The sequence below is a fragment of the Spiroplasma endosymbiont of Clivina fossor genome (assembly GCF_964031115.1).
GTDB lineage: Bacteria > Bacillota_I > Bacilli_A > Mycoplasmatales > Nriv7 > Nriv7.
This window is the reverse complement of record NZ_OZ035006.1, coordinates 367,811-391,893: the sequence shown is the minus strand read 5'-3', so window position 1 is coordinate 391,893 and position 24,083 is coordinate 367,811. Positions and strand designations below refer to the sequence as shown.

The 24,083-nt window shown below is 24.0% G+C and carries 28 protein-coding genes and 5 pseudogenes; 11 read left to right on the top strand and 22 right to left on the bottom strand.

Annotated features, from left to right (window positions below):
* Positions 1-278 precede the first annotated feature (278 nt).
* The 4 genes and pseudogenes from AAHM82_RS02550 to AAHM82_RS12865 all read right to left on the bottom strand — a co-directional run bounded on the left by AAHM82_RS02550 (position 279) and on the right by AAHM82_RS12865 (position 3,387).
* Positions 279-1,772, bottom strand: a complete 1,494-nt coding sequence (locus AAHM82_RS02550) for a hypothetical protein (RefSeq protein WP_342264447.1) — start codon at positions 1,770-1,772, stop codon at positions 279-281.
* A gap of 192 nt (positions 1,773-1,964) precedes the next feature.
* A pseudogene (locus tag AAHM82_RS02545) lies at positions 1,965-2,384 on the bottom strand (IS3 family transposase); the annotation flags it as partial.
* A gap of 173 nt (positions 2,385-2,557) precedes the next feature.
* Positions 2,558-2,950, bottom strand: a complete 393-nt coding sequence (locus AAHM82_RS12870; RefSeq protein ID WP_342264845.1) for a transposase family protein — start codon at positions 2,948-2,950, stop codon at positions 2,558-2,560.
* A complete protein-coding gene (locus AAHM82_RS12865) occupies positions 2,947-3,387 on the bottom strand; it encodes a transposase family protein (protein WP_342263396.1) in 441 nt (146 codons plus the stop codon). The genes AAHM82_RS12870 and AAHM82_RS12865 overlap by 4 nt, the downstream gene beginning before the upstream one ends.
* Positions 3,388-3,457: 70 nt before the next feature.
* Here AAHM82_RS12865 and AAHM82_RS02535 point away from each other — a divergent pair.
* Positions 3,458-3,817, top strand: a pseudogene (locus tag AAHM82_RS02535) (transposase family protein); the annotation flags it as partial.
* A 169-nt stretch (positions 3,818-3,986) separates the two neighbouring features.
* Here the strand turns inward: AAHM82_RS02535 and AAHM82_RS02530 are convergent.
* On the bottom strand, positions 3,987-4,370 hold the full coding sequence (locus AAHM82_RS02530; protein WP_342264446.1) for an IS3 family transposase: 384 nt from the start codon (positions 4,368-4,370) through the stop codon (positions 3,987-3,989).
* A 98-nt stretch (positions 4,371-4,468) separates the two neighbouring features.
* Here AAHM82_RS02530 and AAHM82_RS12860 point away from each other — a divergent pair, with 98 nt between their 5' ends.
* Positions 4,469-4,909 carry a transposase family protein gene (locus tag AAHM82_RS12860; protein WP_342263396.1) on the top strand — a complete coding sequence of 147 codons (441 nt, stop codon included), beginning with the start codon at positions 4,469-4,471 and terminating at the stop codon, positions 4,907-4,909.
* Complete coding sequence (locus AAHM82_RS12855) at positions 4,906-5,298, top strand: transposase family protein (protein WP_342264845.1); 393 nt, start codon at positions 4,906-4,908, stop codon at positions 5,296-5,298. The genes AAHM82_RS12860 and AAHM82_RS12855 overlap by 4 nt, the downstream gene beginning before the upstream one ends.
* Before the next feature lie 178 nt (positions 5,299-5,476).
* Here the strand turns inward: AAHM82_RS12855 and AAHM82_RS12850 are convergent.
* Positions 5,477-5,608 (bottom strand): annotated as a pseudogene (locus AAHM82_RS12850) (IS3 family transposase); the annotation flags it as partial.
* 407 nt (positions 5,609-6,015) lie between these two features.
* Here AAHM82_RS12850 and AAHM82_RS02515 point away from each other — a divergent pair.
* Positions 6,016-6,276 carry a hypothetical protein gene (locus AAHM82_RS02515; RefSeq protein WP_342263716.1) on the top strand — a complete coding sequence of 87 codons (261 nt, stop codon included), beginning with the start codon at positions 6,016-6,018 and terminating at the stop codon, positions 6,274-6,276.
* A gap of 477 nt (positions 6,277-6,753) precedes the next feature.
* Here AAHM82_RS02515 and AAHM82_RS12845 read toward each other — a convergent pair whose 3' ends face one another.
* Both AAHM82_RS12845 and AAHM82_RS12840 read right to left on the bottom strand, forming a co-directional pair.
* Positions 6,754-7,146 carry a transposase family protein gene (locus tag AAHM82_RS12845; protein ID WP_342264845.1) on the bottom strand — a complete coding sequence of 131 codons (393 nt, stop codon included), beginning with the start codon at positions 7,144-7,146 and terminating at the stop codon, positions 6,754-6,756.
* Positions 7,143-7,583, bottom strand: a complete 441-nt coding sequence (locus AAHM82_RS12840; protein ID WP_342263396.1) for a transposase family protein — start codon at positions 7,581-7,583, stop codon at positions 7,143-7,145. Before AAHM82_RS12840 ends, AAHM82_RS12845 begins: the two co-directional genes overlap by 4 nt.
* Before the next feature lie 135 nt (positions 7,584-7,718).
* On the opposite strand from AAHM82_RS12840, the gene asnS reads away from it, so the two are divergent.
* Entirely contained in the window at positions 7,719-9,077 is a 1,359-nt protein-coding gene (asnS, locus tag AAHM82_RS02505; protein WP_342264445.1) for an asparagine--tRNA ligase, read from the top strand.
* A gap of 32 nt (positions 9,078-9,109) precedes the next feature.
* On the opposite strand, the gene AAHM82_RS02500 is transcribed toward asnS, so the two are convergent.
* The 3 genes and pseudogenes from AAHM82_RS02500 to AAHM82_RS12830 all read right to left on the bottom strand — a co-directional run.
* The gene (locus AAHM82_RS02500; RefSeq protein WP_342264444.1) at positions 9,110-9,412 is read right to left on the bottom strand and encodes an alpha/beta hydrolase; all 303 of its coding nucleotides are present in this window, start codon (positions 9,410-9,412) and stop codon (positions 9,110-9,112) included.
* Positions 9,413-9,466: 54 nt separating this feature from the next.
* Positions 9,467-9,715, bottom strand: a complete 249-nt coding sequence (locus AAHM82_RS12835) for an alpha/beta fold hydrolase (RefSeq protein ID WP_425289050.1) — start codon at positions 9,713-9,715, stop codon at positions 9,467-9,469.
* Positions 9,716-9,849: 134 nt separating this feature from the next.
* Positions 9,850-10,909: pseudogene (locus tag AAHM82_RS12830) on the bottom strand (IS256 family transposase); the annotation flags it as partial.
* 75 nt (positions 10,910-10,984) lie between these two features.
* On the opposite strand from AAHM82_RS12830, the gene AAHM82_RS12825 reads away from it, so the two are divergent.
* The gene (locus AAHM82_RS12825; RefSeq protein ID WP_342263396.1) at positions 10,985-11,425 is read left to right on the top strand and encodes a transposase family protein; all 441 of its coding nucleotides are present in this window, start codon (positions 10,985-10,987) and stop codon (positions 11,423-11,425) included.
* Positions 11,422-11,814, top strand: a complete 393-nt coding sequence (locus tag AAHM82_RS12820) for a transposase family protein (RefSeq protein WP_342264845.1) — start codon at positions 11,422-11,424, stop codon at positions 11,812-11,814. Before AAHM82_RS12825 ends, AAHM82_RS12820 begins: the two co-directional genes overlap by 4 nt.
* 172 nt (positions 11,815-11,986) lie before the next feature.
* Here the strand turns inward: AAHM82_RS12820 and AAHM82_RS12815 are convergent.
* Both AAHM82_RS12815 and AAHM82_RS02480 read right to left on the bottom strand, forming a co-directional pair.
* A pseudogene (locus tag AAHM82_RS12815) lies at positions 11,987-12,115 on the bottom strand (IS256 family transposase); the annotation flags it as partial.
* Positions 12,108-12,437, bottom strand: a complete 330-nt coding sequence (locus tag AAHM82_RS02480) for a hypothetical protein (RefSeq protein ID WP_342264441.1) — start codon at positions 12,435-12,437, stop codon at positions 12,108-12,110. The pseudogene AAHM82_RS12815 and the gene AAHM82_RS02480, both read right to left, overlap by 8 nt.
* Before the next feature lie 98 nt (positions 12,438-12,535).
* Between AAHM82_RS02480 and AAHM82_RS12810 the strand changes: the two genes are divergently transcribed.
* The 3 genes from AAHM82_RS12810 (at position 12,536) to AAHM82_RS02470 (ending at position 14,851) form a co-directional block, all read left to right on the top strand.
* Positions 12,536-12,976 carry a transposase family protein gene (locus AAHM82_RS12810; RefSeq protein WP_342263396.1) on the top strand — a complete coding sequence of 147 codons (441 nt, stop codon included), beginning with the start codon at positions 12,536-12,538 and terminating at the stop codon, positions 12,974-12,976.
* Complete coding sequence (locus tag AAHM82_RS12805; protein ID WP_342264845.1) at positions 12,973-13,365, top strand: transposase family protein; 393 nt, start codon at positions 12,973-12,975, stop codon at positions 13,363-13,365. Before AAHM82_RS12810 ends, AAHM82_RS12805 begins: the two co-directional genes overlap by 4 nt.
* A gap of 526 nt (positions 13,366-13,891) precedes the next feature.
* Positions 13,892-14,851 carry an IS1/IS1595 family N-terminal zinc-binding domain-containing protein gene (locus AAHM82_RS02470; RefSeq protein WP_342264440.1) on the top strand — a complete coding sequence of 320 codons (960 nt, stop codon included), beginning with the start codon at positions 13,892-13,894 and terminating at the stop codon, positions 14,849-14,851.
* 73 nt (positions 14,852-14,924) lie between these two features.
* Here the strand turns inward: AAHM82_RS02470 and AAHM82_RS02465 are convergent, their stop codons facing one another.
* The 6 genes from AAHM82_RS02465 to AAHM82_RS02445 form a co-directional block, all read right to left on the bottom strand.
* Entirely contained in the window at positions 14,925-15,194 is a 270-nt protein-coding gene (locus AAHM82_RS02465) for a UvrD-helicase domain-containing protein (RefSeq protein WP_342264439.1), read from the bottom strand.
* 101 nt (positions 15,195-15,295) lie between these two features.
* Positions 15,296-16,036 (bottom strand): RDD family protein, encoded by a 741-nt coding sequence (locus tag AAHM82_RS02460; RefSeq protein ID WP_342264438.1) that lies wholly within the window; start codon positions 16,034-16,036, stop codon positions 15,296-15,298.
* Positions 16,037-16,044: 8 nt separating this feature from the next.
* The gene (locus tag AAHM82_RS02455) at positions 16,045-17,292 is read right to left on the bottom strand and encodes a glycosyltransferase (RefSeq protein ID WP_342264437.1); all 1,248 of its coding nucleotides are present in this window, start codon (positions 17,290-17,292) and stop codon (positions 16,045-16,047) included.
* A gap of 239 nt (positions 17,293-17,531) precedes the next feature.
* Positions 17,532-17,924 carry a transposase family protein gene (locus tag AAHM82_RS12800; RefSeq protein ID WP_342264845.1) on the bottom strand — a complete coding sequence of 131 codons (393 nt, stop codon included), beginning with the start codon at positions 17,922-17,924 and terminating at the stop codon, positions 17,532-17,534.
* Positions 17,921-18,361 (bottom strand): transposase family protein, encoded by a 441-nt coding sequence (locus AAHM82_RS12795; protein ID WP_342263396.1) that lies wholly within the window; start codon positions 18,359-18,361, stop codon positions 17,921-17,923. Before AAHM82_RS12795 ends, AAHM82_RS12800 begins: the two co-directional genes overlap by 4 nt.
* 375 nt (positions 18,362-18,736) lie before the next feature.
* On the bottom strand, positions 18,737-19,552 hold the full coding sequence (locus AAHM82_RS02445) for an IS1/IS1595 family N-terminal zinc-binding domain-containing protein (RefSeq protein ID WP_342264436.1): 816 nt from the start codon (positions 19,550-19,552) through the stop codon (positions 18,737-18,739).
* Positions 19,553-19,714: 162 nt separating this feature from the next.
* On the opposite strand from AAHM82_RS02445, the gene AAHM82_RS02440 reads away from it, so the two are divergent.
* Positions 19,715-20,674, top strand: coding sequence for an IS1/IS1595 family N-terminal zinc-binding domain-containing protein (locus AAHM82_RS02440; protein WP_342263352.1), 960 nt, complete (start codon positions 19,715-19,717; stop codon positions 20,672-20,674).
* Positions 20,675-21,162: 488 nt separating this feature from the next.
* Here the strand turns inward: AAHM82_RS02440 and fba are convergent, their stop codons facing one another.
* From fba to rpoE, 3 genes are read right to left on the bottom strand one after another with little or no spacing between them, the layout of a single operon-like run.
* Positions 21,163-22,032, bottom strand: a complete 870-nt coding sequence (gene fba / locus AAHM82_RS02435; RefSeq protein ID WP_342264435.1) for a class II fructose-1,6-bisphosphate aldolase — start codon at positions 22,030-22,032, stop codon at positions 21,163-21,165.
* A gap of 25 nt (positions 22,033-22,057) precedes the next feature.
* The gene (locus tag AAHM82_RS02430; RefSeq protein WP_342264434.1) at positions 22,058-23,659 is read right to left on the bottom strand and encodes a CTP synthase; all 1,602 of its coding nucleotides are present in this window, start codon (positions 23,657-23,659) and stop codon (positions 22,058-22,060) included.
* Positions 23,660-23,687: 28 nt separating this feature from the next.
* Positions 23,688-24,083 (bottom strand): DNA-directed RNA polymerase subunit delta, encoded by a 396-nt coding sequence (gene rpoE / locus AAHM82_RS02425; RefSeq protein WP_342264433.1) that lies wholly within the window; start codon positions 24,081-24,083, stop codon positions 23,688-23,690.

The following is a 24,083-nucleotide window of genomic DNA, read 5'->3' as shown; positions in this document are numbered from 1 at the left end:
ATTGTGTCGTAGCGGTATACACGGCCACCCCTATATTGTTTATCCTCGCTTGCTTGGTTTAACGATCATTCCAAGTAGGAGAGTTTTATTTAGTTGTTTTTGCTGTTATTTTCTTAAACTAAGCAAGGTTAACGACAATTTTAACCTAATTAAAAAAAGATAGAATTTTATTTCTATCTTTTTCTTAGTTTTTGGAAAATTACCCACCAACCGAATATTTTATGCGCTCGTCCTTTCCCTACTTAAATTTTATATCCACATTAATTTTATTTAATAAATTAAATTAATTGAGCAATTTTTACAGTAATAGTTTTTGTACCTTCAAGTTTTGCTTCACCAATTTTACTTGCTTTAACTGTTACACTTACAGTAAGTTCATTTTCTAAACTAGTTGTAGCATCTAAGTCATCTGTACCATTTTGTTTTTTAACATTAATATCTAAATCAGTCTCTAAAACATCTTTTGCATTTGTTAATTTTTTAATTACTTCTAAAATTTTTGCTTCAACAGCAGTTTTAATCATATCAGCACTTGTATTAGTAGTTTCAGTGGCTTCAACAGCTATTGCAGAATCAATCGCTTCTAACTTACTTAAATCTGCTTTTACCACTACTGGTGTAATTTTAACAATTTTTACAGTAATAGTTTTTGTACCTTCAAGTTTTGCTTCACCAATTTTACTTGCTTTAACTGTTACACTTACAGTAAGTTCATTTTCTAAACTAGTTGTAGCATCTAAGTCATCTGTACCATTTTGTTTTTTAACATTAATATCTAAATCAATCTCTAAAACATCTTTTGCATTTGTTAATTTTTTAATTACTTCTAAAATTTTTGCTTCAACAGCAGTTTTAATCATATCAGCACTTGTATTAGTAGTTTCAGTGGCTTCAACAGCTATTGCAGAATCAATCGCTTCTAACTTACTTAAATCTGCTTTTACCACTACTGGTGTAATTTTAGCAATTTTTACAGTAATAGTTTTTGTACCTTCAAGTTTTGCTTCACCAATTTTACTTGCTTTAACTGTTACACTTACAGTAAGTTCATTTTCTAAACTAGTTGTAGCATCTAAGTCATCTAAGTCATCTGTACCATTTCGTTTTTTAACATTAATATCTAAATCAGTCTCTAAAACATCTTTTGCATTTGTTAATTTTTTAATTACTTCTAAAATTTTTGCTTCAACAGCAGTTTTAATCATATCAGCACTTGTATTAGTAGTTTCAGTGGCTTCAACAGCTATTGCAGAATCAATATTTGTTAAGGTCCTTAAATTTGTTTTGGTAACACCAAATTCACTACCAACTTCTTCTACTTCTTTTAATTTCGGAAACACAATGCTTTGTGATTTATGTATTCCTTTTAATTTTGCAGTTTGAGTTTTAATAACTGTAATATCAAAAGTTCTAGCAAAATCAGTTTTGCTTGTCAAATCATAAGTACCCGTAATTGTTGTAGCATCTTTTTCAATTTTAATACGATAGTCAACATTTAAATTAGTTTTAGTAACAATTTGATCAATGGCAGTTTTAACAATTGTATTCACAACAGTAGTAATTTCGTCTGTTGTTACAGCAGTTTTGTCTTTAACATTATTAAAAGCTTCAATTTCAGGGGATATAATCCTTAATTTATTTAAGTCTCCTGTTTTTAATTTTGCTTGGTCATCTTTAGTACTAGGATTACAAGCAGCAACAGCAAAAACTGGTGACATTGTAAATGCTAATGTAACTAGCATTTTTAACATATTTTTATTTGATTTTATCATCTATGATTAACCTTCCTTTTATTTTTGTCTTTTAGTTACTTCTGAACTAATAACTACATTATAACTTGTTAGTATAAAGAATTAGCTAAAAATATTAATAATTTTTTAAACATCTTAGTAATATTCCTTTCCAATGAATAAATCAATTATATATATATATATATGGAATGGCAACCCTTTTTAGGACACTTTTTATGTAGACTGGTATTTTCTAAATTCAACGGGAGTTAAATAATTTAAACTACCATGAATTCGAATATTGTTATATCAATTAACAAAATCAAATAGTTCGCATTTTAATTGTGTTAAGTTTGCAAATTTTTTACCGTTAATAAATTCAGTTTTAAAGGTTTTGTAAGTTGCTTCAGCAACAGCATTATCATACGGGCATCCTTTGGTACTTAATGATCTTTGAATTTTAAAGGTTATTAAAATTTCATCAATGATTTTATTTTTGAATTCATTACCACGATCAGTATGAAATAAAGTTATTTTATTTAATGGTCGTGTTATCTTGTGAAAAGCTTGTTGAACTAGTTCAGCAGTTTTATTTGGTCCAGCACTATAGCCAATTACTTCGCGATTAAACAAGTCAATTAATAAACAAATATAATAGACTTCTTGCAAAATTAATATGATAATTATAATTTTTAAATTTAAAATAAATATAAAAGTGTTATTAAAATAATTTTTAGATTATTTTTACAAATATTTTGTCATTAAAACATAATAAAAATTATTATTTACAATAAAAAAAGACTGAAATTTTAAATTATCAAATATATTTAAACTAATAGTTGTAAATTATAAATTGAAGCTATTAAATTAAATCTTAAAGCAAATCTTTTTCTACGATTTCGATATTTTTCACTAATAATTTTAAATTTTTTAAGTATAGCAAAAACATTTTCAATAACAATTCTCATTTTTGAAATTCGCTCATTATTTTGCTTTTCTTCTTTATTTAAAGGGTTTTTCTTTGATTTTCTTTTAGGAATTAAAACATTATGATTAATTTTTTGTATGCCTTGATAACCTAAATCCACTAAAACAGTTGTTTCTGGTAAAAATTTAATTTTTGAATCTTTTAAAATTTTAAAGTCATGGTTTTTACCATAAGAAAAATCAGAACTAATAATTTTTTTACTATCTTTTTCAATTATAACTTGTGTTTTTATTGTGTGTTTTTTCTTTTTTCCTGAGTAGTGCTGTTTTTGTCTTTTTTTGGGCGTTGGATTTGGCTTTCAGTTACATCAATTATAACAGTCTTATCTTTGAAATAATCTTTTAATAGTGATTTTTGACCAGTAAGTTGTTGAAAATTAGGGTGTTTTATTAAAGTGTCTTCAATTCATTTGATATTTCTATAACAACTACTTTCACTAATATCATAACTTTTTGCAATATGAAAATAAGTTCTATATTCTCTTCAATATTCTAAAGTCATTAAAATACGATTTTCTAATGATAATTTATTGGTTCTTCCGCGACGAAATCTCTTTTTTAATTCTTCTATTTTTAAAATTTCTAGCATTTTATTAAAAGTAGTATGTTTAATACCAGTTAATCTTAAAAAATTTTTATCACTTATTTGATTATTTTTTTTAAATTTCATTTAAATTCCACCTTTTTATTAAAAACAACAATTCAATTATATTTTAAATTAATTTTGCAAGAAGTCTAGTAAAAAAATTATTAGTTCTGATTTTTCTTATGGTAAAAACCATGACTTTAAAATTTTAAAAGATTCAAAAATTAAATTTTTACCAGAAACAACTGTTTTAGTGGATTTAGGTTATCAAGGCATACAAAAAATTAATCATAATGTTTTAATTCCTAAAAGAAAATCAAAGAAAAACCCTTTAAATAAAGAAGAAAAGCAAAATAATGAGCGAATTTCAAAAATGAGAATTGTTATTGAAAATGTTTTTGCTATACTTAAAAAATTTAAAATTATTAGTGAAAAATATCGAAATCGTAGAAAAAGATTTGCTTTAAGATTTAATTTAATAGCTTCAATTTATAATTTACAACTATTAGTTTAAATATATTTGATAATTTAAAATTTCAGTCTTTTTTTATTGTAAATAATAATTTTTATTATGTTTTAATGACAAAATATTTGTAAAAATAATCTAAAAATTATTTTAATAACACTTTTATATTTATTTTAAATTTAAAAATTATAATTATCATATTAATTTTGCAAGAAGTCTAATGTCATTTAGTACCAACTTGAACATATGTTAAATCACTAACAACAACTTCATTGGGTTTTTGGTCATTAAATTGGTGATTTAAAACATTATTAATTTGGTCATTATTAACTGTTTTTTCATGATTACGATATTTTAATTTGGTGTATTTAGAAACCAAATTATTTTTGATCATAATGAATCGGATTTTTCGTCGTGATAAGATGATATTTTTTCTTATTAAAACAGCTTTAATTTTACGAGCACCATAAATCTTACGACTTTTATTAAATGCACTGATAACTTCTTGTTCATAATTATTAATATCAAACTTAGTGCATTTATTAGTTTGATAATAATATGTTGATTTTAGTAAACCTAAAATCTTACATATTTTCCTCACTGAATATTTAGTTTTGTTGTTATTAATTATTAGACTTCTTGCAAAATTAATTTAAAATATAATTGAATTGTTGTTTTTAATAAAAAGGTGGAATTTAAATGAAATTTAAAAAAAATAATCAAATAAGTGATAAAAATTTTTTAAGATTAACTGGTATTAAACATACTACTTTTAATAAAATGCTAGAAATTTTAAAAATAGAAGAATTAAAAAAGAGATTTCGTCGCGGAAGAACCAATAAATTATCATTAGAAAATCGTATTTTAATGACTTTAGAATATTGAAGAGAATATAGAACTTATTTTCATATTGCAAAAAGTTATGATATTAGTGAAAGTAGTTGTTATAGAAATATCAAATGAATTGAAGACACTTTAATAAAACACCCTAATTTTCAACAACTTACTGGTCAAAAATCACTATTAAAAGATTATTTCAAAGATAAGACTGTTATAATTGATGTAACTGAAAGCCAAATCCAACGCCCAAAAAAAGACAAAAACAGCACTACTCAGGAAAAAAGAAAAAACACACAATAAAAACACAAGTTATAATTGAAAAAGATAGTAAAAAAATTATTAGTTCTGATTTTTCTTATGGTAAAAACCATGACTTTAAAATTTTAAAAGATTCAAAAATTAAATTTTTACCAGAAACAACTGTTTTAGTGGATTTAGGTTATCAAGGCATACAAAAAATTAATCATAATGTTTTAATTCCTAAAAGAAAATCAAAGAAAAACCCTTTAAATAAAGAAGAAAAGCAAAATAATGAGCGAATTTCAAAAATGAGAATTGTTATTGAAAATGTTTTTGCTATACTTAAAAAATTTAAAATTATTAGTGAAAAATATCGAAATCGTAGAAAAAGATTTGCTTTAAGATTTAATTTAATAGCTTCAATTTATAATTTACAACTATTAGTTTAAATATATTTGATAATTTAAAATTTCAGTCTTTTTTTATTGTAAATAATAATTTTTATTATGTTTTAATGACAAAATATTTGTAAAAATAATCTAAAAATTATTTTAATAACACTTTTATATTTATTTTAAATTTAAAAATTATAATTATCATATTAATTTTGCAAGAAGTCTATTGTTATTTTTTGCCGATTATCAGTGCTGCTTGCTTTAAAATGTCATTTTCCATTCGTAATTGTTGGTTTTCTTTTCGCAAGTAAATTAATTCATTTTCTTCGACAGTGCGATTATCTTTTGCTTTAAATGACCCAGAATTATTATAATTTTTAACTCAACTATAAATAGTTGGTTTTGATAAATTATATTCTTTCCCTAAATTAATAACACTTTTGCCATTTTTGTATAGCATTACAATTTGTTTTTTAAATTCTTCAGAGTATGAGGTTTTATTTCCCATTTTTATATTCCTTCTTTCTTAATAATTTTGAAGTCTATATAATTATGGTCCAATTTATTGTAGCCTATCCAATATATATCAATAAGTAATTACAAATATTGTTACTAAGGCCGCGTTTAGTTTTCTTAGGTATTGCTTTGAAGAAGTAAAACAATCAGCTATATATTATTTAATTACTAAACTAACCCTGCCTTTCTTGTTATTGTCATTTTTATTCGTTACCATTTTATCATATTATTGAATTTTCGTTAATTAATTCTGATATGCAAAAATTATATTTTTTAGTAGCAAAACAAACAAATTCTACTTTATGTGTAACTAAAACAACAATTAATCCTGAAGCTAGTTATCGTAACTTAAATAAAATCAGTAAATTACAATCTAGTCTTAAAGAAGCCTTAATTCATTATCATGGTTTAGGTTTTACTAATTTTCAAAATTATTTAAATCTCTGAAAATGAAAATACCAACATAAGGGTTTAACTTCAAACCAACAAACAGCGGTATTATATTTTAATGTATAAAAAAGTTAAAGTAAAAATAGTAATTTTACATAAAAGCCTTTTAAAATTATCAAGTTGATGATTTTTTTTATTTTATCAAGAGTTTTCGACAAAATTAAAATAAAAAATTATTTTAATGTTGTTTTTATAAGCATTTTACTTAGTTTTTATAACCTTTTATTAAGATTATGTTTGTTAATATTAAATATTTTGTTTTATTACTTATTTTTCAAATAAAACGATAATTAAATTGTAGTTACTTTTCTTTCAAAATTAATCAAATATTTTTCCACCTAACAAAACTTTACGCGTCCATTATCATATATTAGACTTCTTGCAAAATTAATATGATAATTATAATTTTTAAATTTAAAATAAATATAAAAGTGTTATTAAAATAATTTTTAGATTATTTTTACAAATATTTTGTCATTAAAACATAATAAAAATTATTATTTACAATAAAAAAAGACTGAAATTTTAAATTATCAAATATATTTAAACTAATAGTTGTAAATTATAAATTGAAGCTATTAAATTAAATCTTAAAGCAAATCTTTTTCTACGATTTCGATATTTTTCACTAATAATTTTAAATTTTTTAAGTATAGCAAAAACATTTTCAATAACAATTCTCATTTTTGAAATTCGCTCATTATTTTGCTTTTCTTCTTTATTTAAAGGGTTTTTCTTTGATTTTCTTTTAGGAATTAAAACATTATGATTAATTTTTTGTATGCCTTGATAACCTAAATCCACTAAAACAGTTGTTTCTGGTAAAAATTTAATTTTTGAATCTTTTAAAATTTTAAAGTCATGGTTTTTACCATAAGAAAAATCAGAACTAATAATTTTTTTACTATCTTTTTCAATTATAACTTGTGTTTTTATTGTGTGTTTTTTCTTTTTTCCTGAGTAGTGCTGTTTTTGTCTTTTTTTGGGCGTTGGATTTGGCTTTCAGTTACATCAATTATAACAGTCTTATCTTTGAAATAATCTTTTAATAGTGATTTTTGACCAGTAAGTTGTTGAAAATTAGGGTGTTTTATTAAAGTGTCTTCAATTCATTTGATATTTCTATAACAACTACTTTCACTAATATCATAACTTTTTGCAATATGAAAATAAGTTCTATATTCTCTTCAATATTCTAAAGTCATTAAAATACGATTTTCTAATGATAATTTATTGGTTCTTCCGCGACGAAATCTCTTTTTTAATTCTTCTATTTTTAAAATTTCTAGCATTTTATTAAAAGTAGTATGTTTAATACCAGTTAATCTTAAAAAATTTTTATCACTTATTTGATTATTTTTTTTAAATTTCATTTAAATTCCACCTTTTTATTAAAAACAACAATTCAATTATATTTTAAATTAATTTTGCAAGAAGTCTATTATATAAAATTATATGTGTTATAATTAGGAAAAATCTTATTCATTTTGAAAAGAGGGAAAATATTAATGTTAATTAAAAAACTTTATGAAACATATAAAGCCCTTGTTGGTCAAGAAATTACTTTAAAAGGTTGAGTACGAACTAACCGCGATTCTGGTAAAGTAGGTTTTATTAGTTTAAATGATGGTAGTTATTTGGACAGTATTCAAGTTGTTTATAATCAAGAAATTAGAATTTTTAATGAAATTAAAAGTTTGCGAACAGGTTCTTCAATTGCAGTAACAGGAGTATTAGTTTTGCCAGATAAAGGTAAGGAATTGTTTGAAATTAAAGCAACAAATATAAAAATATATAATAATGCTGTGGAACAATATCCATTACAAAAAAAAGAACATTCTAATGAATATTTACGAGAAATTGCTCATTTGCGAGCTCGAACTAATAAGTTTTGAGCTATTTTTAAGATTAGAAGTAGTGTTAGTTATGCGATTCATTGCTTTTTTCAAAGAAATGACTTTTTATATTTGCATTCGCCAATTATTACTAGTAATGATGCTGAAGGTGCAGGTGAAGCATTTATTGTGACAACTCGTGAAGAAGATAATAATTATCAACAAGATTTCTTTTCTAAAAAGGCTAATTTAACTGTTTCTGGACAATTAAATGCTGAAGCATATACACAAGCATTTAATCGTGTTTATACTTTTGGACCAACTTTTCGAGCCGAGAAGTCTCATACTTCTCGGCATGTAGCTGAATTTTGAATGGTAGAACCAGAGGTAGCATATAGTTCGTTAGAAGAAAATATCAAATTAGGAGAAGAATTAATTAAATATATTATTAATTATATTTTAGAAAATAATAAAAACGAATTAAAGTTTCTAAATGATAATGTTGATAATAATTTATTAGATAAACTAAAGACAGTAGTAACTGTTAAATTTGTAGTTATGACTTATGATGATACAATTATGGAATTAATTAAAGTTAAAGACCGTTTTGAAAATCAAAATATTCATTGAGGAATGGATTTACAAACTGAACATGAAAGATATTTATGTGAACAATTAACTAATAAGCCAACATTTATTACTAATTATCCACAAGTTATTAAAGCATTTTATATGAAAACTAATGAGGATAATAAAACTGTTCAAGCAATGGATTTATTAGTCCCAGGAATTGGCGAATTAATTGGTGGTAGTCAAAGGGAAGATAATTATGAAAAGTTATTAGCAAAAATGCAAATGGCTAATTTAGATATTAAGGATTTTCAATGATATTTAAATTTAAGACAGTATGGGTATGCTCCAAGTGGTGGGTTTGGTTTAGGATTAGAACGATTAATTATGTATTTGACAGGGATGACAAATATTCGTGATGTTTTACCATTTCCACGAGTACCTAATAATTTAGAATTTTAAAAAAAGATAAAGTTTCTTAAAACTTTATCTTTTTAATTAGTAATTTCTTCGTGTATTTTAGCAAATAATAAAGTTTTACTTGTATAGAGGTCATAATCAGTTGTAATTGATTGTACATGACCAGCATCTTTTATAATTAATAGTTCACTAATTTGTTTTTCTTCATCACGAATTTTATGATGATAAATATCATAAGCCATATATAATGGAACAAAATTATCTTTTTCATCATGAATAATTAGTAATGGGATAGTAGCACATTTTTTTTCTAATTTTAAAGATAAGTATTGACAGGGTAAAAAACCCTTATTAAATATAGGGATTTGTAAAAACACGGTTTTACTAAAAACCCAGCAAAATCAAGGTTTTATTGAAATATCAATACTTATCTATAAAATTAAAGCTTTTAATTCTTTAATTTTTTCACTGTATTCTTTAATGAATTCAATAATAGTACTTCCACCCATTGAATTACCAATTAAACCAATTGATTGGATAGTAAAGTTCTTATGTAAATATTTTATTACCATTGCTAAATCATGTTTTTCAAAAAAACCAAAACCAATAGTTTTAGTACTAGATTTACCGTGGTTGCGTGCATCAAATGATATAATATTGTATCCTTCATTATAAAAAATGTCTTGTCATTCTTAAAGCTAAAAATTTGTTTTCTGTTCATCCGTGCATGGCAATAACTCATTTGTTATTTTTATTATTAGGGTTAAAAAATTAAAAATTAAGGGACTGTACAATTAACTGTGTCTCTAAGTAATTAACTTAAATTCACTCTGTCCTCAAATTTTATCATTAAATGTGAAATTGCACTACCCCAATTTTGAATTGGCATCGTTCATTTCTTAACCATATTTTGAAATGCTAAATAAGATATTTTAAAAACTGATGCATCATTAGGAAAAATCTTTTTATTCTTAATGACTTTTCTTAGTTGACTATTAACAGATTCAATCGCATTAGTTTTGTGTAAATAATCCTTCTAAATTCTTGAGGATATTCAAGAAAAATTATTAAATTATTTCAGTTATTTTTTCATGATTTAGTAATTTGTGGATACTTTTTATTTCATTTTTCTGAAAAATGATCTAAAGCAACTAGCGCTATTTCTTCATTAATTGCTGTATAAATTGATTTTAAATCATTAGCTACAAGTTTGCGATCTTTGTAAGGGACAAATTTTAAACTATTACGAATTTGATGAACGATGCATAATTGGTGCTGTGTTTTTGGGAACACAGCTTCTATTGCATCAGACATTCCAGTTAAATTATCGCTACAAGCAACAAGAATATCTTGTAAGCCACGATTTTTCATTTCCGTAAGAGGAGATTATTAAGTCAAAATTTGACTCCCTCATTCTCGCTAATTCACATTCCTAAAATATCTTTTAAACCATCTAAATTAATTCCTAAGGCAAGATAAACTGCTTTATTTATTATTCGTTTATCTTGCTTTACTTTAACAACAATACAATCAAAATAAACAATCGGATAAATCTTCTCTAAAGGTTTAGTTTGTCACATTTTAACTTCTTCAATAACATCATCAGTTATTTGACTAATTAAACTTTCTGAAATTTCTGCTCCGTGATAGAATTCTTGCAATTGTGCTTTGATATCAGAAATTGTCATTCCTCTTGCATATAAAGAAATTACTTTTTGATCAAAGTTATCAAATCTTCTTTGTCTTTTCGGAATAATTACTGGTTCAAAAGTACTATTTCGATCTCTTGGTACATCAATTGCGATTGAACCATTTTTAGTAATAATGGTTTTTTGTGTGTTGCCATTTCTTTTATTATGATTCTCATCAGTTTCAAGATAATAGACTTCTTGCAAAATTAATTTAAAATATAATTGAATTGTTGTTTTTAATAAAAAGGTGGAATTTAAATGAAATTTAAAAAAAATAATCAAATAAGTGATAAAAATTTTTTAAGATTAACTGGTATTAAACATACTACTTTTAATAAAATGCTAGAAATTTTAAAAATAGAAGAATTAAAAAAGAGATTTCGTCGCGGAAGAACCAATAAATTATCATTAGAAAATCGTATTTTAATGACTTTAGAATATTGAAGAGAATATAGAACTTATTTTCATATTGCAAAAAGTTATGATATTAGTGAAAGTAGTTGTTATAGAAATATCAAATGAATTGAAGACACTTTAATAAAACACCCTAATTTTCAACAACTTACTGGTCAAAAATCACTATTAAAAGATTATTTCAAAGATAAGACTGTTATAATTGATGTAACTGAAAGCCAAATCCAACGCCCAAAAAAAGACAAAAACAGCACTACTCAGGAAAAAAGAAAAAACACACAATAAAAACACAAGTTATAATTGAAAAAGATAGTAAAAAAATTATTAGTTCTGATTTTTCTTATGGTAAAAACCATGACTTTAAAATTTTAAAAGATTCAAAAATTAAATTTTTACCAGAAACAACTGTTTTAGTGGATTTAGGTTATCAAGGCATACAAAAAATTAATCATAATGTTTTAATTCCTAAAAGAAAATCAAAGAAAAACCCTTTAAATAAAGAAGAAAAGCAAAATAATGAGCGAATTTCAAAAATGAGAATTGTTATTGAAAATGTTTTTGCTATACTTAAAAAATTTAAAATTATTAGTGAAAAATATCGAAATCGTAGAAAAAGATTTGCTTTAAGATTTAATTTAATAGCTTCAATTTATAATTTACAACTATTAGTTTAAATATATTTGATAATTTAAAATTTCAGTCTTTTTTTATTGTAAATAATAATTTTTATTATGTTTTAATGACAAAATATTTGTAAAAATAATCTAAAAATTATTTTAATAACACTTTTATATTTATTTTAAATTTAAAAATTATAATTATCATATTAATTTTGCAAGAAGTCTAATCTTTAATTTCCGTATTTAACATTCGTTCAGTTAATTTTTTGGTAAATTCCTGAAAAATAGTATTGCCTTTAAATAAATCTTGTGGATTATCAATATTTTCTAAAAAATAATCAACAACTTTATCAATTGCGTCAGGTTCTTTTTTTTATTTTTTTTGTCATTTTCTGTTCTCCTTCTTTTAAGTATAATTCAGAATGAATTATCGAGACACAGAATTTTGGACAGGCCCGTAATTTTTTTAAGATTAAACTGCTAAGAATAGTATTACCATTAATAATTTCATGTTCTTGAAATTTGAGATTATTTTTTTCTTTTGTGCTGAAAGCAATTAAAGAATTGTTTTTAATAATACTATCAGTAGTTAAAACAGTTAAACTATATTTTTCAGTGCCATGATATAAGGGGTCATATTTACCAAATCGATGAAATGTATTTGTGAAACGAGGCATAACATAAAAATTTTTACAACACATATATAATAGACTTCTTGCAAAATTAATTTAAAATATAATTGAATTGTTGTTTTTAATAAAAAGGTGGAATTTAAATGAAATTTAAAAAAAATAATCAAATAAGTGATAAAAATTTTTTAAGATTAACTGGTATTAAACATACTACTTTTAATAAAATGCTAGAAATTTTAAAAATAGAAGAATTAAAAAAGAGATTTCGTCGCGGAAGAACCAATAAATTATCATTAGAAAATCGTATTTTAATGACTTTAGAATATTGAAGAGAATATAGAACTTATTTTCATATTGCAAAAAGTTATGATATTAGTGAAAGTAGTTGTTATAGAAATATCAAATGAATTGAAGACACTTTAATAAAACACCCTAATTTTCAACAACTTACTGGTCAAAAATCACTATTAAAAGATTATTTCAAAGATAAGACTGTTATAATTGATGTAACTGAAAGCCAAATCCAACGCCCAAAAAAAGACAAAAACAGCACTACTCAGGAAAAAAGAAAAAACACACAATAAAAACACAAGTTATAATTGAAAAAGATAGTAAAAAAATTATTAGTTCTGATTTTTCTTATGGTAAAAACCATGACTTTAAAATTTTAAAAGATTCAAAAATTAAATTTTTACCAGAAACAACTGTTTTAGTGGATTTAGGTTATCAAGGCATACAAAAAATTAATCATAATGTTTTAATTCCTAAAAGAAAATCAAAGAAAAACCCTTTAAATAAAGAAGAAAAGCAAAATAATGAGCGAATTTCAAAAATGAGAATTGTTATTGAAAATGTTTTTGCTATACTTAAAAAATTTAAAATTATTAGTGAAAAATATCGAAATCGTAGAAAAAGATTTGCTTTAAGATTTAATTTAATAGCTTCAATTTATAATTTACAACTATTAGTTTAAATATATTTGATAATTTAAAATTTCAGTCTTTTTTTATTGTAAATAATAATTTTTATTATGTTTTAATGACAAAATATTTGTAAAAATAATCTAAAAATTATTTTAATAACACTTTTATATTTATTTTAAATTTAAAAATTATAATTATCATATTAATTTTGCAAGAAGTCTAATAGATATCATATTAAAATAGGGAAAGTTAAAATAATGATAATTAAACTAAAAAATGATAGTCGTTTAAACTTTCTTGGTAGGGGATTTTTAATTTGAGTAATTTCCATAATTTTAACCTCATGTTTTAGTAATATATTTATTTTATCATTTTAATAGGACGCGTAAATTTTTGTTAGGTGGAAAAATATTTGATTAATTTTGAAAGAAAAGTAACTACAATTTAATTATCGTTTTATTTGAAAAATAAGTAATAAAACAAAATATTTTTTTAATTTTGTCGAAAACTCTTGATATTTATTGAATATACTTAATTTTAGGTATATTTTTAATATGATAGAGGTGGATAATAATTATGGAAAAAATAATTCAAGAACTAGTAAATACTTTAACAGATGATCAATTTTTAGAATTTTATGAAAAAATCAAACAACAAGCAGAATTAATAAAAAAACAAAAACGTTTAAATGAAATTGATCAAAAATTTAGAGCACAAGGTATTAAATGCCCTAAATGTGAATCTTACCATTGCGTTAAAAATGGACATAATTCAGAAGGAAAACAAAAATATTTATGTAAAAATTGCCGTGCAAGTTTTGACGCTTTTCGTAATCATTTTATTTATTGAAGTCATTTAAATTATGAACAATGAAATTTATTGATTCAAATTTCATTGCTGGGGCAATCTAGTAAAACAATTTCTCGTTTTATTAAAACTACATTAAAAACTGCTTGATATAATCGTCAAAAATTAATGAAATCAAAACAATTAGAAAATACCCAATTAAAATTTAAAAAATTATCTGGTAAAATCCAAATCGATGAAACTTTTATTAAAGAAATCCATAAAGGAAATTTCAAATATAAAACTGATCCACGAAGAATTCACCTTGACCCATTCGCAACTAATACTAAATGCTGTATTCAAATGGCAATTGATAATAATAACAATATTTATGTTAAAACCACAAACACCAAACGTTTACAAAAACAATGAGTTATTGAAAATATGAACAAAGAATTAATTAACGAAAATTCAATTATTACTTCTGATATGCAAAAATTATATTTTTTAGTAGCAAAACAAACAAATTCTACTTTATGTGTAACTAAAACAACAATTAATCCTGAAGCTAGTTATCGTAACTTAAATAAAATCAGTAAATTACAATCTAGTCTTAAAGAAGCCTTAATTCATTATCATGGTTTAGGTTTTACTAATATTCAAAATTATTTAAATCTCTGAAAATGAAAATACCAACATAAGGGTTTAACTCCAAACCAACAAACAGCGGTATTATATTTTAATGTATAAAAAAAGTTAAAGTAAAAATAGTAATTTTACATAAAAGCCTTTTAAAATTATCAAGTTGATGATTTTTTTTATTTTATCAAGAGTTTTCGACAAAATTAAAAAAATCTTTTGTATATCCCAAAACCACAATATCATTTCTTAAAACCCGAACACAAAAGGCATGATATGTATGAACTCATGTATATTTAGATTGATCGCCAACCAATTCATTTAATCGACTTTTCATTTCATTGGCTGCCTTATTAGTAAAAGTTACCGCTAAAATTTGATTACTACTAATGGCCAAATTATGAATTAAATGAGCAATTTTATAAATAATAACTCTTGTTTTGCCACTTCCCACTTCCCGCACCAGCTATAATTCTATTAGCGCCTTCACTACTTACTTAAAACTGCTAATTTTTGTTCTTCATTTAAATGGTTTATATTCATCTTCTACTCCTTTTATAACTCTTCAATTGCTTTTAATTCTTTACTATCAATAGTTCCCGGTAAAGACTCTTCTAAATGAATATGAATTTTATTATCTTGTAATTTTTCTTTTTCTTGCTTTTTCTCTTGATGATAACGAATATTAACAATATAAATATGTAAATAGCGATCAAAGAATAATTGATTTTTAACATCAAACTTATAAAGTAACATTAATGAACCATATCATAATAAATAAAATAATCCCATTAATCTTAATGTAATTGTTACAGCTAACGGTAAAGAATGTTGTGGTTTAGTAATTACAAAAATGTTTTGATAATTAAAAATAAAAATTGGATATTTAAAAACTAAGCTAACAAATAAATTACTAATAATCAAAATTACTCACGGAATAATTGTAATAAACAATTCCCGATATAATAAATCTCAAATCCGAAGCTTATTTTGACCTTTTTTGATTAATTTAAAACAAAAAATAAATTTTGCTATTGTTCTACCTTGACAAAAATATGGCATCATAACAAAATAAGACATTAATAATGACAATGCACTGAAATGATTAATAATTGCTTTTTGTCAGTCATTAAGATATTGATTTTGATAAATACCCCAAGTAATAATAAAAATAATCATACTGATAATTACATCATCAATCACTCTAGCAAAAATTACTTTTCAAAGTTTTACTAAAAAATATGGCTTTTTTTTTCTTATAGTGTCATTATCACTACTAATAGTTTTAATTTTCATAATATCCATTAAACAAAATTCTTTAAATATTTTTTTCAATCTTTAGCAACATCTTTATTGAACAAATCATCTGGTACTAAATTGAGATATTGATTTTTTTCTCAGTGAGGAAATCTTTTCGTAACTTTATTTGTAACTTCTTGAATAGCTTTTTTAACTAATACTTTATTTCCTGTTGGAGCAATAACTTTTAAAAATGTATAGTAATGAAAGCGAACAAATGCATATTCTAATTCTTCAATTAACTCTCGTGCTAAGTTTATTTGCTTATAATAGTTATAAATATGAACTCATTGCTTTAAAAAATCAAAACTATTAAAATTCAAGAACGGCTCAATTTCAATATCTACTAATATTTTAGTGCTCGTATATAAAGTTTCAATTCACGGCAATATTTTATAAATAAATAATAAATCAAAACGATTAGAACGACGAAAAGTAATTTTATGACTAGTAATAATCTTTCTTTTAAATAACTTATTAAATAGTGAATGATGAATTAAAGCAAAGACTTCCCGATTTAAAAGTGGATGATACAAATTATTATTTTTTAATCTTCGTGAAGAAATATGATGATAAACATTAGAATATTGAACCATAAATTCAATTAAATCAGGTTCATCATTATTATTAATTTCTTGGATAATATTTTCCATAAAATTATTTATTAATTTATATCCTGGTTGTAAAAATAAAACATAAGTTCCTTTAGCATTACTTAATACTAAATTTCAAGCATTAGCGGTTTCAATTTCTTTTCAACTACTAATAACTTTAATAGTATCACTATGCTCTTGAAAGAATTTAGTAATATATTCTAGAGTATCATCTTTTGCTTTATCATCCACAATAATAATTTCATAATCTTTATCCTTTTGTTTTAAAATACTATTTAATGTTACTTCTAACTTATTATTATCATTAGAATGTTCTTTTTTTTGTAATGGATATTGTTCCACAGCATTATTATATATTTTTATATTTGTTGCTTTAATTTCAAACAATTCCTTACCTTTATCTGGCAAAACTAATACTCCTGTTACTGCAATTGAAGAACCTGTTCGCAAACTTTTAATTTCATTAAAAGTTCTAATTTCTTGATTATAAACAACTTGAATACTGTCCAAATAACTACCATCATTTAAACTAATAAAACCTACTTTACCAGAATCGCGGTTAGTTCGTACTCAACCTTTTAAAGTAATTTCTTGACCAACAAGGGCTTTATATGTTTCATAAAGTTTTTTAATTAACATTAATATTTTCCCTCTTTTCAAAATGAATAAGATTTTTCCTAATTATAACACATATAATTTTATATAATAGACTTCTTGCAAAATTAATATGATAATTATAATTTTTAAATTTAAAATAAATATAAAAGTGTTATTAAAATAATTTTTAGATTATTTTTACAAATATTTTGTCATTAAAACATAATAAAAATTATTATTTACAATAAAAAAAGACTGAAATTTTAAATTATCAAATATATTTAAACTAATAGTTGTAAATTATAAATTGAAGCTATTAAATTAAATCTTAAAGCAAATCTTTTTCTACGATTTCGATATTTTTCACTAATAATTTTAAATTTTTTAAGTATAGCAAAAACATTTTCAATAACAATTCTCATTTTTGAAATTCGCTCATTATTTTGCTTTTCTTCTTTATTTAAAGGGTTTTTCTTTGATTTTCTTTTAGGAATTAAAACATTATGATTAATTTTTTGTATGCCTTGATAACCTAAATCCACTAAAACAGTTGTTTCTGGTAAAAATTTAATTTTTGAATCTTTTAAAATTTTAAAGTCATGGTTTTTACCATAAGAAAAATCAGAACTAATAATTTTTTTACTATCTTTTTCAATTATAACTTGTGTTTTTATTGTGTGTTTTTTCTTTTTTCCTGAGTAGTGCTGTTTTTGTCTTTTTTTGGGCGTTGGATTTGGCTTTCAGTTACATCAATTATAACAGTCTTATCTTTGAAATAATCTTTTAATAGTGATTTTTGACCAGTAAGTTGTTGAAAATTAGGGTGTTTTATTAAAGTGTCTTCAATTCATTTGATATTTCTATAACAACTACTTTCACTAATATCATAACTTTTTGCAATATGAAAATAAGTTCTATATTCTCTTCAATATTCTAAAGTCATTAAAATACGATTTTCTAATGATAATTTATTGGTTCTTCCGCGACGAAATCTCTTTTTTAATTCTTCTATTTTTAAAATTTCTAGCATTTTATTAAAAGTAGTATGTTTAATACCAGTTAATCTTAAAAAATTTTTATCACTTATTTGATTATTTTTTTTAAATTTCATTTAAATTCCACCTTTTTATTAAAAACAACAATTCAATTATATTTTAAATTAATTTTGCAAGAAGTCTAATATATGATAATGGACGCGTAAAGTTTTGTTAGGTGGAAAAATATTTGATTAATTTTGAAAGAAAAGTAACTACAATTTAATTATCGTTTTATTTGAAAAATAAGTAATAAAACAAAATATTTAATATTAACAAACATAATCTTAATAAAAGGTTATAAAAACTAAGTAAAATGCTTATAAAAACAACATTAAAATAATTTTTTATTTTAATTTTGTCGAAAACTCTTGATAAAATAAAAAAAAAATCATCAACTTGATAATTTTAAAAGGCTTTTATGTAAAATTACTATTTTTACTTTAACTTTTTTATACATTAAAATATAATACCGCTGTTTGTTGGTTTGGAGTTAAACCCTTATGTTGGTATTTTCATTTTCAGAGATTTAAATAATTTTGAATATTAGTAAAACCTAAACCATGATAATGAATTAAGGCTTCTTTAAGACTAGATTGTAATTTACTGATTTTATTTAAGTTACGATAACTAGCTTCAGGATTAATTGTTGTTTTAGTTACACATAAAGTAGAATTTGTTTGTTTTGCTACTAAAAAATATAATTTTTGCATATCAGAAGTAATAATTGAATTTTCGTTAATTAATTCTTTGTTCATATTTTCAATAACTCATTGTTTTTGTAAACGTTTGGTGTTTGTGAATTTAACATAAATATTGTTATTATTATCAATTGCCATTTGAATACAGCATTTAGTATTAGTTGCGAATGGGTCAAGGTGAATTCTTCGTGGATCAGTTTTATATTTGAAATTTCCTTTATGGATTTCTTTAATAAATGTTTCATCGATTTGGATTTTACCAGATAATTTTTTAAATTTTAATTGGGTATTTTCTAATTGTTTTGATTTCATTAATTTTTGACGATTATATCAAGCAGTTTTTAATGTAGTTTTAATAAAACGAAAAATTGTTTTACTAGATTGCCCCAGCAATGAAATTTGAATCAATAAATTTCATTGTTCATAATTTAAATGACTTCAATAAATAAAATGATTACGAAAAGCGTCAAAACTTGCACGGCAATTTTTACATAAATATTTTTGTTTTCCTTCTGAATTATGTCCATTTTTAACGCAATGGTAAGATTCACATTTAGTGTAAATCACACACAGTTATTAGACTATGCTTCTCTTAATTGATTTCATCATACCATATTTTGTATTATTAAAATTAAAAAAATTGTTTTAATTTTGTCGAAAACTCTTGATATTTATTGAATATACTTAATTTTAGGTATATTTTTAATATGATAGAGGTGGATAATAATTATGGAAAAAATAATTCAAGAACTAGTAAATACTTTAACAGATGATCAATTTTTAGAATTTTATGAAAAAGTCAAACAACAAGCAGAATTAATAAAAAAACAAAAACGTTTAAATGAAATTGATCAAAAATTTAGAGCGCAAGGTATTAAATGCCCTAAATGTGAATCTTACCATTGCGTTAAAAATGGACATAATTCAGAAGGAAAACAAAAATATTTATGTAAAAATTGCCGTGCAAGTTTTGACGCTTTTCGTAATCATTTTATTTATTGAAGTCATTTAAATTATGAACAATGAAATTTATTGATTCAAATTTCATTGCTGGGGCAATCTAGTAAAACAATTTCTCGTTTTATTAAAACTACATTAAAAACTGCTTGATATAATCGTCAAAAATTAATGAAATCAAAACAATTAGAAAATACCCAATTAAAATTTAAAAAATTATCTGGTAAAATCCAAATCGATGAAACATTTATTAAAGAAATTCATAAAGGAAATTTCAAATATAAAACTGATCCACGAAGAATTCACCTTGACCCATTCGCAACTAATACTAAATGCTGTATTCAAATGGCAATTGATAATAATAACAATATTTATGTTAAATCCACAAACACCAAACGTTTACAAAAACAATGAGTTATTGAAAATATGAACAAAGAATTAATTAACGAAAATTCAATTATTACTTCTGATATGCAAAAATTATATTTTTTAGTAGCAAAACAAACAAATTCTACTTTATGTGTAACTAAAACAACAATTAATCCTGAAGCTAGTTATCGTAACTTAAATAAAATCAGTAAATTACAATCTAGTCTTAAAGAAGCCTTAATTCATTATCATGGTTTAGGTTTTACTAATATTCAAAATTATTTAAATCTCTGAAAATGAAAATACCAACATAAGGGTTTAACTCCAAACCAACAAACAGCGGTATTATATTTTAATGTATAAAAAAGTTAAAGTAAAAATAGTAATTTTACATAAAAGCCTTTTAAAATTATCAAGTTGATGATTTTTTTTATTTTATCAAGAGTTTTCGACAAAATTAAAAAAAAAATTTGGTTTTTTTAAAAAAAGAATATATATCCTTCCTTATATGCAATTTCCTAGTTAGCTAACTAGGTGCGAGAAATGCTCGAAATTACCAAAAAGCATTTTTTGGCACACCTAAAAAGTGTTCTCATATTTACAACACAACTTTTTAAATAGAATTTAGTTTTTGTTCAAACAAGTTAATAAATTAATAAAGTTAGTTTAATTTTATTAATTAAAATACCTACCTCCTTTAAAAAATTATTGTTAAGAGGAGTATTCTTACTGGTCTAAAATGTCTGTGTTACCCTTACAAAAATATCCTTTAACTGGATTATGGATTATGATAAATAAAAAAAGAACGCCTTTAAAGGCGTTCTTCTAATACATCAATATTCTTTTTTAAATTAAGCTTTACCTAAACTACCAAACTCTGCTAATAATTGTTTCGCTTTATTCTCAACAGCAATAGTTCCCGGATTTAATAATTTTCGCGGATCATAACCTTTACCCGTTTGATCTTTTTCAGCAATAATATACTCTCGGGTTGCTTGTTGAAATTCTAATTGTAATTCCGTATTAACATTAATTTTACTAATTCCTAAACTAATTGCTTGTTTAATTTGTTCCATATCAATTCCCGAACCACCGTGTAATACTAGTGGTAAAGAAATATTTTCAGAAATATCTTTCAACAAATCTAATTTTAAACCGTCCCAATTTTTAGGATATGGACCATGAATGTTGTTAATTCCTGCAGCTAAAAAATCAACCGCCAAGTTTTTCATTGCTTGACATTCATCAAGGGTTGCTAATTCCCCTGTTCCAATAACACCATCTTCTTCACCACCAATAGTTCCGACTTCGGCCTCAACAGCAACATTTTTACGATGCGCATAATCTACTACTTGGGCAGTTAATTTTAAATTTTCAGCAAGAGGATGATGACTACCATCAAACATTACTGAAGAAAAACCAGCATCAATCGCTGCAATACACGATTCAACAGTTTGACCGTGGTCTAAATGTAATGCTACGGGAACAGTAACCTTAATGAAATCCATTAGATTAGTAACCAATCCATAAACAGTTTTAACCCCACCCATATATTTAATTGCCCCTTCGGATACTCCTAAAATTACTGGACTATTAGTTTCTTGTACTGCTTTTAAAATTGCTTTAATTCATTCTAAATTATTAATATTAAAATGCACAATTGCATAATTTTCTTTTCTCGCTTTTTGTAACATTGCTGTTGGATTAACTAATTTTGTCATTTCTATCCTCCAAGATTAAAATTTGTTAATATGCTTTAATTACTGCTTCAATAAATCCAATAAATAATGGATTTGGTTTGCTCGGTCGGGAAGTAAATTCAGGATGAAATTGACTACCAATAAAAAACGGATGGTTCTTTAATTCAATAATTTCCACTAAAGATTGTTCTTTATACATACCACTAAAAATAATTCCCTTTTCTTTAAATAAATCCAAATAATCATTATTTACTTCGTAACGATGCCGATGGCGTTCTTGAATAATCTTTTTCTTGTATAATTTCGAAACATGCGTTTTATCTTCAATAGAAATATCATAATTTCCTAATCGCAACGTACCACCAATATGATCAGTTGAATTTTTTCCTCTAATTAAATGTAATATCGGATTTTTATATTCAGGAAAAAATTCCTCAGAATGAGCATCTGGTAATTTACAAACATCTTGGGCAAATTCAATTAATGCCGTTTGCATACCTAAACAAATTCCAAAATAAGGAATATGATGTTTTCTAGCATACTTAGCAGCTAATATTTTTCCTTCAATGCCCCGATAACCAAACCCACCAGGTACAATAATACCTTTACAATGTTTAAAGATATCTTCATAATTATTTTCATCAATATCATTGGCACTAATTCATTGTACTTTAACTTCAACACCTTTTTCATAACCAGCTAACTTTAATGACTCTAAAACTGATAAATACGCATCCGGTAATTCAATATACTTACCAACTAAATAAATCGTAATAACTTTATTTTTAGCATCACTAGCTTTTTGTAAAAACAATTTTAATTTCTTTAAATTATTATGTTTAATTTTTAAATGTAGCGACGAAGCAAGCGTTGTTAAAATGTCTTGTTCATAAAGAACAATTGGTACTTTATAAATATTATCCACATTATAAGCACTAAAAACAGCATTACGATTAACATTACAAAATAAAGAAATTTTATCAATTAATTGTGCTGATAATTCTTGTTCACTACGAGCAAGAACAATATCTGGTTGAATTCCTAACGATAATAATTCTTTAACTGAATGTTGAACTGGCTTTGTTTTAAATTCACCACTAGCAACAATAAATGGTACTAAAGCAACATGAATAAATAACACATTTTCTTTTCCTTTTTCCATTCTTATTTGCCGAATCGCTTCAATAAATGGTAATGACTCAATATCACCAACTGTACCCCCAATTTCACCAATAATAATATCGGCTTTACTAACAGTTGATGCTAAATAAATCTTATTCTTAATAATATCTGTTAAATGCGGTACTACTTGAACTGTTTTACCTTCATAATCACCATTCCGCTCTTTTTCAATTACTTCTAAATATGCTTTACCCGCAGTAATTGATGAATAGCAAGTCAAATTTTCATCAATAAAGCGTTCATAATGACCTAAATCTAAATCAGTCTCACTACCATCAGCAGTAACAAAAACCTCACCATGTTCATATGGATTCATTGTTCCTGGATCAACATTAATATATGGATCAAATTTTTGCATAAAAACCTTTAATCCACTATCTTTTAAAATATGACCAACTGAAGCACCAGCAATTCCCTTACCTAAACTGGAAACTACACCACCAGTAATAAAAATATATTTTGTCATTATAATTCACCTTCTTTAACTCTAACAACTAGTTATTTTCTTCCATTTCTTTTTCAATTTCATCTCAATCAACTTCATCTTCTTCTTCATCAATGCTTTCTTCAAAAGTATCATCAACTTCATCAATAATTTCAGTAACTTCTAATTTCTTAGGATCAATATCATCATTAATAGCAAATAAAAACTCTAATTGTTTCTTAATTTCATCAAACTTATAATCTTGTCGTAACCCCCATTCGTTATCCTGAATTAACAAAAAACGATTATCCAATACCATATCAGTATATAAATTAACCATTTCTTTTGCTTCAGCTTCAATTGGTGTTTCCTTGGCAATCTTAACATAATCATAAATTTCTTTAAAACCAGCGTGTTTTCGCTTAATAAGAAATTCATATGTCAGATCAACTAAAGACTTATTCAT